General features: G+C 45.5%; 15 protein-coding genes. 12 read left to right on the plus strand and 3 right to left on the minus strand.

The genetic code is table 11. From position 1 onward, the window contains the following. Window positions 1-2 precede the first annotated feature (2 nt). The 6 genes from HLM86_RS04970 (at window position 3) to pgpA (ending at window position 4,490) form a co-directional block, all read left to right on the plus strand. The gene (locus HLM86_RS04970) at window positions 3-653 is read left to right on the plus strand and encodes a riboflavin synthase (RefSeq protein ID WP_076586466.1); all 651 of its coding nucleotides are present in this window, start codon (window positions 3-5) and stop codon (window positions 651-653) included. A 65-nt stretch (window positions 654-718) separates the two neighbouring features. Then, window positions 719-1,828, plus strand: a complete 1,110-nt coding sequence (ribBA, locus tag HLM86_RS04975; protein ID WP_076586468.1) for a bifunctional 3,4-dihydroxy-2-butanone-4-phosphate synthase/GTP cyclohydrolase II — start codon at window positions 719-721, stop codon at window positions 1,826-1,828. A gap of 175 nt (window positions 1,829-2,003) precedes the next feature. Further along, complete coding sequence (gene ribH / locus HLM86_RS04980) at window positions 2,004-2,474, plus strand: 6,7-dimethyl-8-ribityllumazine synthase (protein WP_076586470.1); 471 nt, start codon at window positions 2,004-2,006, stop codon at window positions 2,472-2,474. After that, the gene (gene nusB / locus HLM86_RS04985; RefSeq protein ID WP_076586472.1) at window positions 2,474-2,941 is read left to right on the plus strand and encodes a transcription antitermination factor NusB; all 468 of its coding nucleotides are present in this window, start codon (window positions 2,474-2,476) and stop codon (window positions 2,939-2,941) included. The genes ribH and nusB overlap by 1 nt, the downstream gene beginning before the upstream one ends. Before the next feature lie 66 nt (window positions 2,942-3,007). Continuing rightward, window positions 3,008-3,979 carry a thiamine-phosphate kinase gene (thiL, locus tag HLM86_RS04990; protein WP_170882344.1) on the plus strand — a complete coding sequence of 324 codons (972 nt, stop codon included), beginning with the start codon at window positions 3,008-3,010 and terminating at the stop codon, window positions 3,977-3,979. Between the two features lie 4 nt (window positions 3,980-3,983). Next, on the plus strand, window positions 3,984-4,490 hold the full coding sequence (gene pgpA, locus HLM86_RS04995) for a phosphatidylglycerophosphatase A (protein WP_076586780.1): 507 nt from the start codon (window positions 3,984-3,986) through the stop codon (window positions 4,488-4,490). Between the two features lie 67 nt (window positions 4,491-4,557). Here the strand turns inward: pgpA and HLM86_RS05000 are convergent, their stop codons facing one another. From HLM86_RS05000 to map, 3 genes are all read right to left on the minus strand, one after another. Next, window positions 4,558-4,941 (minus strand): DUF3461 family protein, encoded by a 384-nt coding sequence (locus tag HLM86_RS05000; RefSeq protein ID WP_076586476.1) that lies wholly within the window; start codon window positions 4,939-4,941, stop codon window positions 4,558-4,560. 147 nt (window positions 4,942-5,088) lie between these two features. Next, window positions 5,089-7,710: a bifunctional uridylyltransferase/uridylyl-removing protein GlnD gene (glnD, locus tag HLM86_RS05005; protein WP_170882345.1), complete on the minus strand. Its 2,622-nt coding sequence runs from the start codon at window positions 7,708-7,710 to the stop codon at window positions 5,089-5,091. Between the two features lie 103 nt (window positions 7,711-7,813). Then, complete coding sequence (map, locus tag HLM86_RS05010; protein ID WP_076586480.1) at window positions 7,814-8,692, minus strand: type I methionyl aminopeptidase; 879 nt, start codon at window positions 8,690-8,692, stop codon at window positions 7,814-7,816. A 350-nt stretch (window positions 8,693-9,042) separates the two neighbouring features. Between map and rpsB the strand changes: the two genes are divergently transcribed. The 6 genes from rpsB to HLM86_RS05040 all read left to right on the plus strand — a co-directional run bounded on the left by rpsB (window position 9,043) and on the right by HLM86_RS05040 (window position 13,989). Continuing rightward, window positions 9,043-9,771 (plus strand): 30S ribosomal protein S2, encoded by a 729-nt coding sequence (rpsB, locus tag HLM86_RS05015; protein WP_076586482.1) that lies wholly within the window; start codon window positions 9,043-9,045, stop codon window positions 9,769-9,771. A gap of 130 nt (window positions 9,772-9,901) precedes the next feature. Continuing rightward, on the plus strand, window positions 9,902-10,744 hold the full coding sequence (gene tsf, locus HLM86_RS05020) for a translation elongation factor Ts (RefSeq protein ID WP_076586484.1): 843 nt from the start codon (window positions 9,902-9,904) through the stop codon (window positions 10,742-10,744). 155 nt (window positions 10,745-10,899) lie between these two features. Continuing rightward, entirely contained in the window at window positions 10,900-11,631 is a 732-nt protein-coding gene (gene pyrH, locus HLM86_RS05025; protein ID WP_076586486.1) for a UMP kinase, read from the plus strand. Window positions 11,632-11,728: 97 nt separating this feature from the next. Next, a complete protein-coding gene (frr, locus tag HLM86_RS05030; RefSeq protein ID WP_076586488.1) occupies window positions 11,729-12,286 on the plus strand; it encodes a ribosome recycling factor in 558 nt (185 codons plus the stop codon). 93 nt (window positions 12,287-12,379) lie between these two features. Further along, window positions 12,380-13,150 (plus strand): polyprenyl diphosphate synthase, encoded by a 771-nt coding sequence (uppS, locus tag HLM86_RS05035; RefSeq protein WP_076586491.1) that lies wholly within the window; start codon window positions 12,380-12,382, stop codon window positions 13,148-13,150. Beyond that, a complete protein-coding gene (locus HLM86_RS05040; RefSeq protein ID WP_170882346.1) occupies window positions 13,147-13,989 on the plus strand; it encodes a phosphatidate cytidylyltransferase in 843 nt (280 codons plus the stop codon). The genes uppS and HLM86_RS05040 overlap by 4 nt, the downstream gene beginning before the upstream one ends. Window positions 13,990-14,025 lie beyond the last annotated feature (36 nt).

Genomic DNA, 14,025 nt, shown 5'->3' on the forward strand with positions numbered 1-14,025 from the left:
TTATGTTCACTGGAATTATAGAAGCGGTCGGCACGCTGGCGGCGGTTACGCCAAAGGGCGAAGATATGAGTGTGACGGTCAATGTGGGTAAGCTCAACATGGCCGATGTGAAATTAGGCGATAGCATTGCGACTAATGGCGTTTGTTTAACGGTGGTTGATTTTGATTCAAGCAGTTATAGCGCAGACCTTTCTCTTGAAACCATGACAAAAACAGGATTCACCCAATATCAGGTCGGAGATCGACTGAATCTAGAGAAAGCAATGTTACCGACAACGCGTTTTGGTGGCCATATTGTTTCTGGCCATGTCGACGCGGTGGGTGAAGTGCTTGAATGTAATAGCGTTGGGCGTGCGATTGAATTATGGGTCTCGATGCCTGAAGGTATTGAGAGATATGTTGTGGCGAAAGGTTCTATCACGGTCGATGGGATTAGTCTAACCGTCAATGATATACGTAAGAATGCGTTTAAATTAACAATTGTCCCTCATACGGGGGAAGAAACAACAGTGGCTGACTTTGAAGTTGGATGCAAGGTGAATCTGGAAGTGGATATTTTGGCTCGTTATATGGAACGCTTGCTCAGTACTCAGCAGGTGTCGTCCGAGTCTCGTGTCACGATGGAATTTCTCCAGAAAAATGGTTTTGCATAACTGCAGTGATGACCACTTTATCATCCAAAAACCATCGTCAAATATGATATAACAGGAAAATAAAAATGCCAATTAGTATGCCCCAAGACATTATCGAAGACATCCGGTTAGGTAAAATGGTTATCCTGATGGATGATGAAGACAGGGAGAATGAAGGTGACCTCATCATGGCGGCTGAACATGTGACGCCCGAAGCGATCAACTTTATGGCAACCCATGGTCGTGGTCTTATTTGCTTGACGATGACAAAAGAACGTTGTGAGCGCCTTGGTCTGCCGCCTATGGTTCAGGACAATAACGCACAGTACACGACAAATTTCACGGTATCGATTGAAGCCGCGCAAGGGGTCACAACGGGCATTTCTGCTGCAGATCGAGCGAGAACGGTACAGGCTGCGGTGGCTCAAGATGCAAAAGCGGCTGACCTTGTGCAACCCGGCCATATTTTCCCTTTAGCGGCGCAAGATGGCGGAGTACTCACACGGGCGGGTCACACGGAAGCTGGGTGTGATTTAGCGCGTTTAGCGGGTTTGGAAGCCGCGGGTGTGATTGTGGAAATCCTAAATGAGGATGGCACGATGGCTCGTCGCCCAGATTTAGAACTCTTTGCCGAAAAGCACGACATTAAACTGGGCACTATTGCTGATCTGATTGAATACCGCAACAATACAGAAACCACCATTGAGCGTGTCGCTGAGTGCCGACTTCCAACAGAATTTGGTGAGTTTAATCTGGTCACCTATCGCGATACGATTGATAATCAGGTTCATTATGCATTGTGTAAAGGTAACCTAGAGGACGATGCGCCGTTCGTTCGTGTTCATTTGCAGGATACGTTTACGGATTTGTTGCGAAGCGATCGCAATGCAGAAAGAAGCTGGACTCTCGATAAAGCGATGAAACGCATCGGTGAACAAGGTGGCGTACTCGTGATTTTGGGGAATGAAGAGTCGACGGACTTGCTGATTCATCGTGTCAAAGTGTTTGAAGCACAAGATAAAGATCAAGCCCCAACGCTTGCCAAGAAACAAGGGACGTCTCGCCGTGTTGGTGTTGGCTCGCAAATTCTTGCGGATCTTGGTGTGCATGATATGCGTCTTCTGTCGTCAAGCAACAAGAAATATCATGCACTAGGGGGATTTGGTCTCAATGTGGTTGAATATGTTTGTGAATAAGCGACAGTAACCAGCATTGATAATCTGAGTTCTTCAAGCAAAAACGCGTGACAGCTTTGAGCATTTCGCCGTACAGTGACAAATGACTGAGGCTAAATTTCCATTAGATATTGGTCACATATTTGTGCTAGAATCCGGCGATTCTCACTTGATGAATATAGTTAAAGGAAAGCTTATGAAAGTGGTCGAGGGTGGTTTCCCAGCACCGAATGCAAAAATTGCTATCGTTATTTCTCGTTTTAATAGTTTTATTAACGAAAGCCTATTGTCTGGTGCAATCGATACTTTAAAGCGTCATGGGCAAGTTAGCGACGACAACATTACCGTTGTTCGCTGTCCGGGTGCCGTTGAACTGCCATTGGTGGCTCAGCGCGTGGCGAAAACAGGTAAGTACGACGCAATCGTCTCTCTTGGGAGTGTGATTCGTGGTGGTACACCACACTTTGACTATGTTTGTAGTGAATGTAACAAGGGTCTAGCTCAAGTGTCTCTGGAATACAGCCTTCCAGTCGCTTTTGGTGTGCTTACCGTTGATACGATTGACCAAGCGATTGAGCGCGCAGGAACCAAGGCTGGTAATAAAGGTGCAGAGGCTGCACTAAGCGCACTTGAAATGATTAATGTTCTATCTGAAATCGATTCCTAATGGGGGCCAGTGTGAAACCAGCCGCACGTCGTAACGCACGTCGATTCGCTCTACAAGCGATCTATTCATGGCAAATTACTAAAGAAAATGTTGCCACTATTGAAGAGCAGTTCTTATCTGGTGGTAAGTATGATGAAGAAGAACATCATGCCGCGGAACCCGCGCTTGCTAAACCAGATACAGACGTTGCGTACTTCCGTGACCTTTTGACCGGTGTCGTACTTAGTCACATCGAATTGGACAGCAAAATCCGCCCTTATACTGCACGCCCAATGCAAGATTTGGATATGATGGAGTTAGCGTTGCTTCGTCTTGCGATGTATGAGATGACACGTCGAGAAGATGTGCCTTTTAAAGTTGTGATTAATGAAGCGATCGAGCTTGCAAAAGTCTTCGCTGCAGAAGAAAGTCACAAGTTCGTCAATGGTGTTCTGGACAAAGCAGCACCGCACGTACGTAAAAAGTAATTCGTTTCGAATCGAAAAGGTCAGCAAGCGCTGGCCTTTTTTATATCCGAGAGTACATTGAATACTATGACTGGTGAATTTAATCTTATTGAACAATTTTTTATTGGACGTCAATCTTTGCGAAAGGATGTACTGTTGGCGGCTGGTGATGATTGTGCGTTAGTGAATGTGCCCGAAAACCAAAGCCTTGCGGTCAGTACAGATACCTTGGTGGCAGGCACCCATTTTTTGAACAGTGCGGACCCTGCTTTGGTCGCTCATAAGGCATTGGTGTCTAACTTGAGTGATTTAGCGGCGATGGGGGCGACCCCTGCTTGGGTTTCCTTGGCAATCACCATGCCCGAACCCGATCAAGATTGGTTATCTTTTTTCTGTGATGCCTTTTTTGAGCTTGCGGACGCTTACAACATCCAACTGATAGGTGGGGACACGACGAAAGGGCCCTTGAGCTTAACATTGACCGTTCATGGATGGGTTGATCCCAGTAAGGCTTTGAGACGTGATGGTGCTCAAATTGGAGATGGGGTTTACGTCACTGGTGATCTGGGTGACAGTCAAGCGGGTCTTGATGTCATCCTTAATACTGAGCTCAAAAGCCAGCCTTATGCTGATTTACTCGAACAGCGTCATTACTTGTCAACGCCTCAGGTACTTATCGGCCAGGCTCTACTGGGATTGGCGAATGCTGCCATTGATATTTCCGATGGTTTAATCTCGGATTTAACGCATATTTTACAGCGCTCCAAAGTTGGCGCAAGTATCGATGTCTCTCAACTGCCTATCTCCAATGAACTTGTCAAATATTGCGGTAGTCGAGCCAAAGCACAGCGATATGCCTTGTCCAGCGGAGAAGAATATCAGTTATGCTTTACGGTGCCAGAGCAACATAAACAGGCTTTGGAAGCCGCTTTGGCGCACTTTGACAGCAAAATTACCTGTATTGGGCAGATTGTATCTCAAAACGAGATTAAGCTTCATCATCAGGGCCGAGCTGTAGACTGGCGTCTACAAGGCTATGATCACTTTGAAAACAAGTAATAAAATGACAAATCCACTTTCTCTCATTTCGTTAAAAAACCCTTGGCACCTGCTCGCGACGGGCTTTGGTAGCGGCCTTTCCCCAATTATTCCAGGGACGATGGGAACACTCGCGTCCATTCCGTTTTATCTGTTATTGGTGCAACTGCCTTTGCCTGCCTACCTTGTGCTGGTGATTGTATCTTGCCTGATCGGTATCAAAATATGTCAGATCACATCCGATGATATGGGAGTGCATGATCATGGCTCAATCGTATGGGATGAATTTTCCGGTTTTTGGATCACTATGCTAGTGGTTCCTATATTTCATCTCCCAACGACAGATTGGAAATGGCTTTTGAGCGGATTTGTGTTATTTCGGTTCTTCGATATGGTCAAGCCTTGGCCCATAGGCTGGTTAGATAAGCGAGTTCATGGTGGTATTGGGATAATGCTAGATGATATTGTTGCTGGAGTTATGGCGGGTGTTGCGCTTTACCTTGTTGGGTTGTACGCGGGTTGGCTCCATTAGTCATTAAGAGTTGTGAGAACAAAACTTTATACGATTAACGTTGCCAACGCCATTGATACTCTTGTTGCTATTTTAATTTGTCTAAATCGGCCTCAATTTCTGCAATTTTGCTAGAAACGACTTTTTCCAGATGATGCAGATCAGACAAAATTTTCTTTTTCACATCGAATTCTTCTAACTGAGCGGGCTTGGTGATTTTATTGAGCTCGTCAATGACCAACGTTAGGTTACGGTTGATCTCTGTAACTTCTTTGTATTGGTGACTGCCGCTATCCACGAGAACATTTTTTACCTGACGCGGGTATTTAAATTTAACGCTTTTGGCAAACAATTCGCCTTTCTGCTTGCGGAAATAGATTTTTAACACATCTTTGTGGGCTTCTTGGCGAAGTGAATAGCGCTCAATCTGTTTGGGATCTTGAATGCCTAAACCAGTGAGGTGTGGGAACATAGGCTACCTCTAAGTGTTGATAAAACGTCACATTCAGCCTGTTTGCTGAACAGAAGTATAACGTTAACGTGACTATAATTTAGCAGCCCATAAGCATTGTAGATAGTCGATTTTCGGGCCACCTTAGTAACTTGTGGGCTAGATCGCTTACGGCGCTAATTTAGCGACATTGGCTATCAAACGTTCGCTTAAACCGCTTTCTTGCTCTGGAGTTAGCTTGCCGCCGTGAACACCTGTAATGATAAATAAATCTTCAGCACGTTCCCCTATTGTGGTGATTTTTGCCCCATGAAGATGCAAGCCCATGTCAGAAAAAGTGGCGCCAACGATAGCAAGTAAGCCGGGGGTATCAAGCGCGACCAGCTCTAATAAGGTACGCTTTTTACCTTTAGTTGGTAAGAAATCTACGCGTGTTTTTACTTTGAAATGTTTTAAGTTCGTAGGGATTCGTCGTGTCTTTATTTTGGTTGGGCGGCCATCTTGCAGTACATGGATAAGGTGCTTTATTACGGCTTTATGGCGCCCTTGATCAATGACGTCCCCATGTTGGTCTAAGACAATAAAGGTATCAAGTACAAAGCCATCTTTGCTGATCATGACTTGAGCGTCATGAACGTTGAGATTGCGTCTGTCTAGCTCTGCGACGACAGTAGCAAACAAAGCATGTTGATCTCGGCTGTACACGAAAACTTCGGTCCCACCACGGGTGGCATTTTTTGAGATCAGGATAAGTGGCTTAGAGTGGTCTTGATGACGCAGAAGGTGAGTGCAATGCCAAGCAATCTGTTTGTGTGTGTGGCGCAGAAAATAGTCGGCTTTGAATCTCTGCCAGAGAAGGTGAATTTGTTGTGTACTAAAGCCTTCTTTACGCAGTAAAGCAGTAGCCAGTTGTTGGTTGTGCCGTATACGATCTCGGACATCGACAGGATTTTCAAGTCCGCGTCGCAGTGCTCTTTGTGTCGAATAAAACAGTTCTGCCAATAGCGTTCGTTTCCAACTATTCCAAAGCTCTGGGTTAGTGGCGCAAATATCGGCGACCGTCAGACACACTAAATATTCGAGGTACTCTTCATCACGTACCTTCTTGGCGAACTCTGTGATCACCTCAGGATCATAGATATCACGCCGTTGAGCGGTTATAGACATGAGAAGATGGTGTCTGACCAGCCAAGCGACCAGTTTTGCCTCGGGTTTGGATAAGCCATGCTCCATGCAGAACTGGTACGCTTCAACTTCGCCAATCATCGAGTGATCACCACCGCGGCCTTTGCCGATATCGTGAAAAATAGCAGCAAGTATCAGCAGTTCCTTTTTCTGAATCCTAGGATAGACTTCACAACATATCGGATGCTTTTCGTGATTTTTGGGATTGCTAAAGGTATGTATGTGATTTAATAAACGAACGCTGTGTTCATCGACCGTGTAGACATGGAACAAATCGAACTGCATCTGACCCACGATTTGGCTCCACTGTGGTAAGTAGGCCGCCAGAACACCAAGCCGATGCATTAAACGAAACGCCTTGTGCAAAGCATTAGGGTGGCGGCAAAGTTTAATAAATGTTTCTCGTGCTTTGGGAATAGTATGAAGAAACTTGTTGAGGCGCCGACGTGCACTGCGCAATTGCCTCAAGGTGGGTGGAGCGACGCCTTCGATACTAGAATCATTCGCTATATGGATGAACATGTCGAGGATCGTTTCCGGTCTGGACTGGAATAAGGCCGGTTTGCGTGCTTCTATCAGATGGCCTCTGCGCTGAAAGTCGTCGCTCAGCGGCAGTGGCTCACACTCCAACCCATTATTTAAAATTGCCTGATCGAAGAGCTTTAGTAGCATTTTATTGAGCTCCGCAACTCGCCGTAGCGTCCGATAAAATTCCTTCATCATCATTTCTACACCACGGTTACCTTCTCCCTCAAAACCGAGGCATTGAGCAACTTGAGCTTGGTGGGCAAACGTCAGGCGGTTGTCGTATCTTTTCAGTTGGAGGTGCAGGGCAAAGCGGACACGCCAAAGGTAGTCCTGACATTCGACCAATTCTCGGTATTCTGCATCGGTCAGGAAACCATATTTACTCATTTCAAGTAACGAGGTTGCGCCGAAATGACGACGTGCTACCCAGCTTAACGTATGAATATCGCGCAAACCACCGGGTGTGGATTTGATATCAGGTTCGAGATTATAGGTAGTATCATGGTATCTTGCGTGGCGTTCACGTTGCTCACGGACTTTCGCTGGATAGAAGGTATTGCTAGGCCAGAATTCGGGAGAATCAATTTCTTGTCGCAGTTTTTGGAATGTCGCTTCACAGCCGCAAAGTAAGCGTGCTTCTTGGAGATTAGTGGCAACGGAGAGATCTTCGCGGCCCAGTGCAGTGCACTCTTCAACGGTACGAACGGCATGGCCAATTTCGAGTTTCAAATCCCACAAAAGGGTGATGAAATTACTGACTTTACCCGCGAGTGTCGTCGATAGAGAATGCCGAGAAACCACCAAAATATCGATGTCCGATAGGGGGTGTAGTTCGCCACGTCCGTAGCCACCAACGGCAACCAAACTGATGTTAGGTAAGTGTGAAAATTCAAAATGTTGCCACAAACGATTGAGCAATAGATCGACATAATCTGAACGGCCAAGGACCAATTCAGTCACCGGTTGTTGTTTGAGAAAGGCTTCCTTCTGATAACGAGCGAAATCCTCGAGCTGGGACTTGAGTTCATTGATTGAAATTTGCTCGTCAGCAAAGGTTAAAGGAGACTGAAAGAGCATACTGCAATTCCTTGCAAAAAATCCATGTCGTATCAATTTAGCAAAATAATACCGATAAAAAAATATCCCCGCTAAGCGAGGATATTCATAAAGTATAGCGTGATTAGAGATTGTTCATTATTTTCGGTATGTTGTCGTCGCTTCGTATTGTCATGACTTCACAACCTGTCGCTGTCACCAAAATAGTGTGTTCGTACTGAGCGGATTTTTTGCCGTCTCCAGTATAGACAGTCCAGTCATCCTCGGCGTCGACAGATACGCCAAACTTACCTGCGTTAATCATCGGCTCGATAGTGAAGCACATTCCTTCTGTCAACACACGGCGATCATTGTTTTTGTAATGGACGATCTGTGGCTCTTCATGAAACTCATTGCCAATGCCATGTCCACAGAAATCTTTAACGATAGAAAATTTGTTGCGTGGATTCTTTTTGTTATTGTCCTTTATGTATTTTTCAATCGCGGTTCCAATATCTCCAACGGTTGCGCCGGGTTTGACCTTACGCATACCGACATAAAGCGCTTCTTGTGTCACCATGCACAGACGTTTGTCCGCAGGCGATACTTCTCCGACGAAGAACATCTTAGACGTATCGCCATGGTAACCCTCTGGACGCACACTTAAGTCGGCCTCTGGATCGTTAGGTACGATCACAGTGATATCAACATTGATGATGTCGCCATTTCTCAGAATCGCGGGTTTGGCTTGACCATTACTGCCAATCTCGTCCTCGGAAGCTGGAATACCATGACAAACAATATGATTAATTGAAGTGCATATCGATTTCGGGAAGCCATGATAATCAAGTGGAGCGGAGTAGGCCCCTTTTTCTATTCCGTAGTTGTGACAGATTTGATTGAGTTCATCTGTGGTCACACCTTCTTTGATATGAGGTTCGATCATCTCCAGGATTTCAGCGGCCAACGCGCCCGCTATGCGCATACGTTCGATTTCTTCAGCTGTTTTGATCTTGATTGACATCGGTTTTCTCTATTTCATTCATGGGCACTTGACGGTGCAATTGAGCGCATTCTAGCAGGAAGCGAACATAATGAGAATGATTCTTCCTGCATCCTTGTATACGTAAAAGGGGTGATTGAGATTCAATGAGCTTGCGTATTACCATTTTTTTACTAGCCATATAGGGCAATAATATGATATAAAGCGCGCCGGAAATGCTGTCAGTTCTCTCCAATTTGGCGAAGCGGGCGGCGTCCAATAAACTTTATCTTTAAATCACACACATTCCGTCACATATTCCGGGGTGCTGGGCTAAGACCTGGTCGGAATTATGGGGAGTGTGGAGGCCTAACCCCATAGAGGATTTTAAAATGGCAACTGTATCAATGCGCGATATGCTTAAAGCTGGTGTTCACTTTGGTCACCAGACTCGTTACTGGAACCCAAAAATGAAACCATTCATCTTTGGCGCTCGTAACAAAGTTCATATCATTAACCTAGAAAAAACTGTACCCATGTTCAACGACGCTCTAGCTGAGCTAGCAAAAGTTGGTGAGAAGAAAGGTAAAGTTCTTTTTGTAGGTACTAAGCGCGCAGCCTCTGAAGCTGTTAAAGAAGCGGCTATCGCGAGCAACCAGTTCTACGTTAACAACCGCTGGTTAGGTGGTATGCTAACGAACTATAAAACAGTTCGTCAGTCAATCAAGCGTCTAAAAGAGCTAGAAAGCCAATCTCAAGACGGTACTTTTGATAAGCTTACTAAGAAAGAAGCTCTAATGCGTACTCGTGAAATGGAGAAGCTAGAGAAGTCTCTTGGTGGTATCAAAGATATGGGCGGTCTTCCAGATGCGCTATTCGTTATCGATGCGGACCACGAGCACATCGCAGTGAAAGAAGCGAACAACCTAGGCATCCCAGTTTACGCTGTTGTTGATACTAACTCTAACCCAGATGGTGTTGACTTTATTATCCCAGGTAACGATGACGCGATCCGTGCAGTGCAGTTATACCTGAACGCTGCAGGTTCTGCAGTTACCGAAGGTCGTAACAAAGATGTTGCTATCGCGGCTGAAAAAGACGGTTTCGTAGAAGCTGAATAATAGCGGCTCCTTGTCGAACTTAACCGTGCGTAATCTCATTGTCGCATAGGCTAAGTTATAGTTATCAGCAGGGGCCAAATATAGAGGCCCCTGTTTTTTACCCAATCCAGAATAAACTGAGGAATAGAGAATGGCTGTGACTGCTGCTCTAGTTAAAGAACTGCGCGACCGTACTGGCGCAGGCATGATGGAATGTAAGAAAGCGCTTGTTGAAACGGATGGCGACATCGAAGTAGCGATTGAAAATATGCGTAAATCAGGCGCGGCAAAAGCGGCTAAGAAAGCCGGCAATATTGCTGCTGAAGGCGCAATTATTATCAAAGAAGAAGCGGGTGTCGCGGTTCTTCTTGAGGTTAACTGCCAAACTGATTTCGTTGCTAAAGATGCTAACTTCACAGCCTTTGCTGAGAAAGTAGCCCTTGAAGCTCTAGCCACGAAAGCAAGCGTTGAAGCGTTGCAAGAAAAATTTGAAGTTACTCGCGTTGAGCTAGTGGCTAAAATTGGCGAAAACATCAACATCCGTCGTGTTCAGTACGTTGAAGGCGCTGTTATCGCATCTTACCGTCACGGTGAGAAGATTGGTGTTGTTGTTGCTGGTGAAGGTGAGACTGAAACGCTGAAGCACGTAGCGATGCACGTAGCGGCTTCTCAGCCTGACTACCTAAACCCAGAAGACGTCCCAGCGGATGTTGTGGAAAAAGAAAAAGCGGTTCAAGTTGAAATCGCAATGAACGAAGGCAAACCAGCTGAAATTGCAGAAAAAATGGTTGTTGGCCGCATGAAGAAGTTCACGGGTGAAATCTCGTTGACTGGTCAAGCATTCGTTATGGAACCGAAAAAATCTGTAGGTGAGATCCTAAAAGAGCGCGGGGCTTCTGTCTCTACATTTGTTCGTCTAGAAGTCGGTGAAGGTATCGATAAAGGCGAAGAAATGAGCTTTGCTGATGAAGTTGCAGCGGCTCAAAAAGGTTAATCCTTAGAGACGCGAATAATGTTTAGACCGTAGCCAAGGCTGCGGTCTTTTTACGACTGATGATATAATGATGAGCGGTAATTGATACGGATTTGAGTATGATAAGTCTCTATCTGTGACTGTTAATCGACAACTTCTTTCGGAAGGAAAACTCCATGACTACGAACCCTAAACCCGCATATCAACGTATTCTGTTAAAATTAAGTGGTGAAGCACTTCAAGGCGAAGAAGGTTTTGGTATTGATCCTACGGTCCTTGATCGTATGGGACAAGAAGTAAAAGAACTGGTTGAACTGGGCGTTCAGGTTGGTGTGGTTATCGGCGGAGGTAACTTGTTTCGCGGTGCTGGACTCGCTGAAGCGGGAATGAACCGTGTTGTTGGCGATCATATGGGTATGCTCGCCACGGTGATGAACGGTTTAGCGATGCGAGATGCACTGCACCGAGCTTATGTCAATGCGCGTGTGATGTCTGCAATCCCTCTAAAAGGCGTATGTGACGACTATAATTGGGCCGACGCAATTCGTGAGCTGCGTCAAGGTCGCGTAGTGATTTTTTCAGCGGGAACAGGCAATCCCTTCTTTACGACGGATTCAGCTGCTTGCCTGCGTGGTATCGAAATTGAAGCAGACGTGGTTCTCAAAGCCACCAAAGTTGATGGTGTATTTACGTCTGACCCAGTAGCCAACCCAGACGCAGAGTTGTATGATAAGTTGAGTTACGCAGAAGTTCTTGATAAAGAACTGAAAGTGATGGATTTGGCAGCATTTACACTTGCTCGTGATCACAAAATGCCAATCCGAGTATTTAACATGAATAAACCAGGTGCCTTGCGTCGCGTGGTCATGGGTGAAGCTGAAGGTACGCTAATTAGCTCTGCTGAATAATTTCCACCATAGCCGGATAGTCCTGCTATGGTATTGCCTTTTGAAGGTGCCTAACAAGGCGATCTTCTGAAAAAGAACGACATATCAAGGTGATATTGTGATTGACGAAATCAAACAAGACGCTCAAGAGCGTATGGAAAAAAGCGTAGAAGCGCTCAAAAACAACCTTTCTAAAGTACGTACTGGGCGTGCGCACCCAAGTTTATTGTCAGGTATCTCTGTAGAGTATTACGGTGCTCCAACGCCGCTTAACCAAGTAGCAAACGTTGTGGCAGAAGATGCCAGAACATTAGCGATTACGGTATTTGACAAAGAACTGACTCAAAAAGTTGAAAAAGCCATTATGACGTCAGACTTGGGTCTTAACCCAATGTCTGCTGGCACTATCATCCGAGTTCCTCTTCCGCCATTAACAGAAGAGCGCCGTAAGGATTTAGTGAAGATTGTCCGTGGTGAAGCGGAAGGGAGTCGGGTTGCGATTCGTAATATTCGCCGTGATGCTAATGGTGATTTAAAAGGTCTGCTTAAAGACAAAGACATTTCGGAAGATGAAGATCGTAAAGCTCAAGACGAAATTCAAAAACTGACGGATGCCGCGGTGAAGAAAGTCGATGAGACTCTAGCATCAAAAGAAAAAGAATTGATGGAAGTTTAAGTCGATTCGCTTCTGAAATTAGAGACGCTGTGCTCACGGTACAGCGTTTTTTATGCTAATCTTTGACCCTTGCTGGTAATCATTAATCCTTGTATGCAAAACTTTCAACTCTCCCCAGAACTACTGCCAAAGCATATTGCAATCATCATGGACGGCAATGGCCGTTGGGCAAAATCACAGGGTAAACCACGTGTATTTGGTCATAAAAGCGGCGTAGCCGCGGTCAAAAAAGTCATCTCCTCCTCAGCGAAACTTGGGATTCAAGCGGTCACACTCTTTGCTTTCAGTAGTGAAAACTGGCAGCGTCCGGAAGAAGAGGTGGGTATGCTGATGGGACTGTTTATTACGGTTTTATCAAACGAAGTAAAAAAACTGCATAGGAACAACCTTCGGCTGAGAGTCATTGGCGATACAAGCCGCTTTAGTGATAGTCTGCAAAAGAAAATTGCTCAGGCTGAAGCCCTAACCGCAGACAACACTGGGATGGTCATCAACATAGCGGCTAACTATGGTGGAAAATGGGATATTGTCGAAGCCACAAAAAAGATTGCCTCGAAAGTAGAAAGCGGTGAACTTCGCGCTGAACAGGTGGATGAGTCCATGCTCACTCAACACTTAACCATGTCCGATTTACCAGAAGTCGAGCTCTTGATTCGCACCAGTGGAGAGTGCCGTATTAGCAACTTTATGCTGTGGCAAATGGCTTACGCAGAAATGTACTTTACCCCCGTTTACTGGCCTGAATTTGACGAAGATAGCTTAGTGGAAGCGGTGACTTGGTTTGTCAATCGAGAAAGACGATTCGGTTGCACCGGCGAACAAGTCAAAGCTTTATTGCAAAGTGACCAAAGGACCCAAGTTTGAAACAAAGAATTATAACAGCGCTTATCCTCGCTCCTTTAGTCATATTGGGTATTCTCGAGTTGCCTCTTCCCTTATTTATTCTTGCTGTTGCTGCCGTAACGCTAATTGGATTCTGGGAGTGGACTCAGTTTGTTGACCACAAATCCCGATGGATTGCGTTGATCCCAGGTGTTCTGGTGAGTTCACTGACCTTAGCTTTGATCCCCTTTGATGCTCTGAGCTTGAATATGGTGACACAAACACATTTTGCTCTCTTGATTGCGGGTGTGCTGTGGTGGTTGGCCTCAAGTAGTTTAGCGATTACTTACCCGACCTCTGCTCAATGGTGGACACATTCCAATGTACTTCGCCATCTTTTTGGTATGTTAACCTTATTGCCCTTTTTCTGGAGTGTGTTACTTCTCAGGGCAAAAGGGATAGAACAAGACGCTTACCACGGTTCAAAACTGGTACTGTTTGTCTGTTTGATTGTCTGGGCCGCCGATAGTGGTGCTTATTTCGCAGGTAAGACTTTTGGTAAACGTAAAATGGCGCCTCATGTTAGCCCAAATAAAACGATTGAAGGTCTTGTCGGCGGGATGATAACAGCCACCGCTGTCGCCTGGTGTGCCGCCAATTGGTTCGAAATAAAATTCAGTAGTTTTACCGCTATGGTTATCATCACTTTAATTACAGTGATCATCTCAGTTCTTGGTGACTTGGTTGAGAGTATGTTCAAACGTGTGTCTGGCATAAAAGACAGCAGTAATATTTTGCCAGGCCATGGTGGTGTTCTCGATCGGATTGACAGCTTGACCGCAGCATTCCCCGTCTTTGCGCTTCTATACTTTATTTTTTAATTCTTTAAGGTAGTCGATGACGGCCTCACATTTACG

Origin of the sequence: Vibrio ostreicida (assembly GCF_013074385.2) — a bacterium.
Classification (GTDB): Bacteria; Pseudomonadota; Gammaproteobacteria; order Enterobacterales; family Vibrionaceae; genus Vibrio; species Vibrio ostreicida.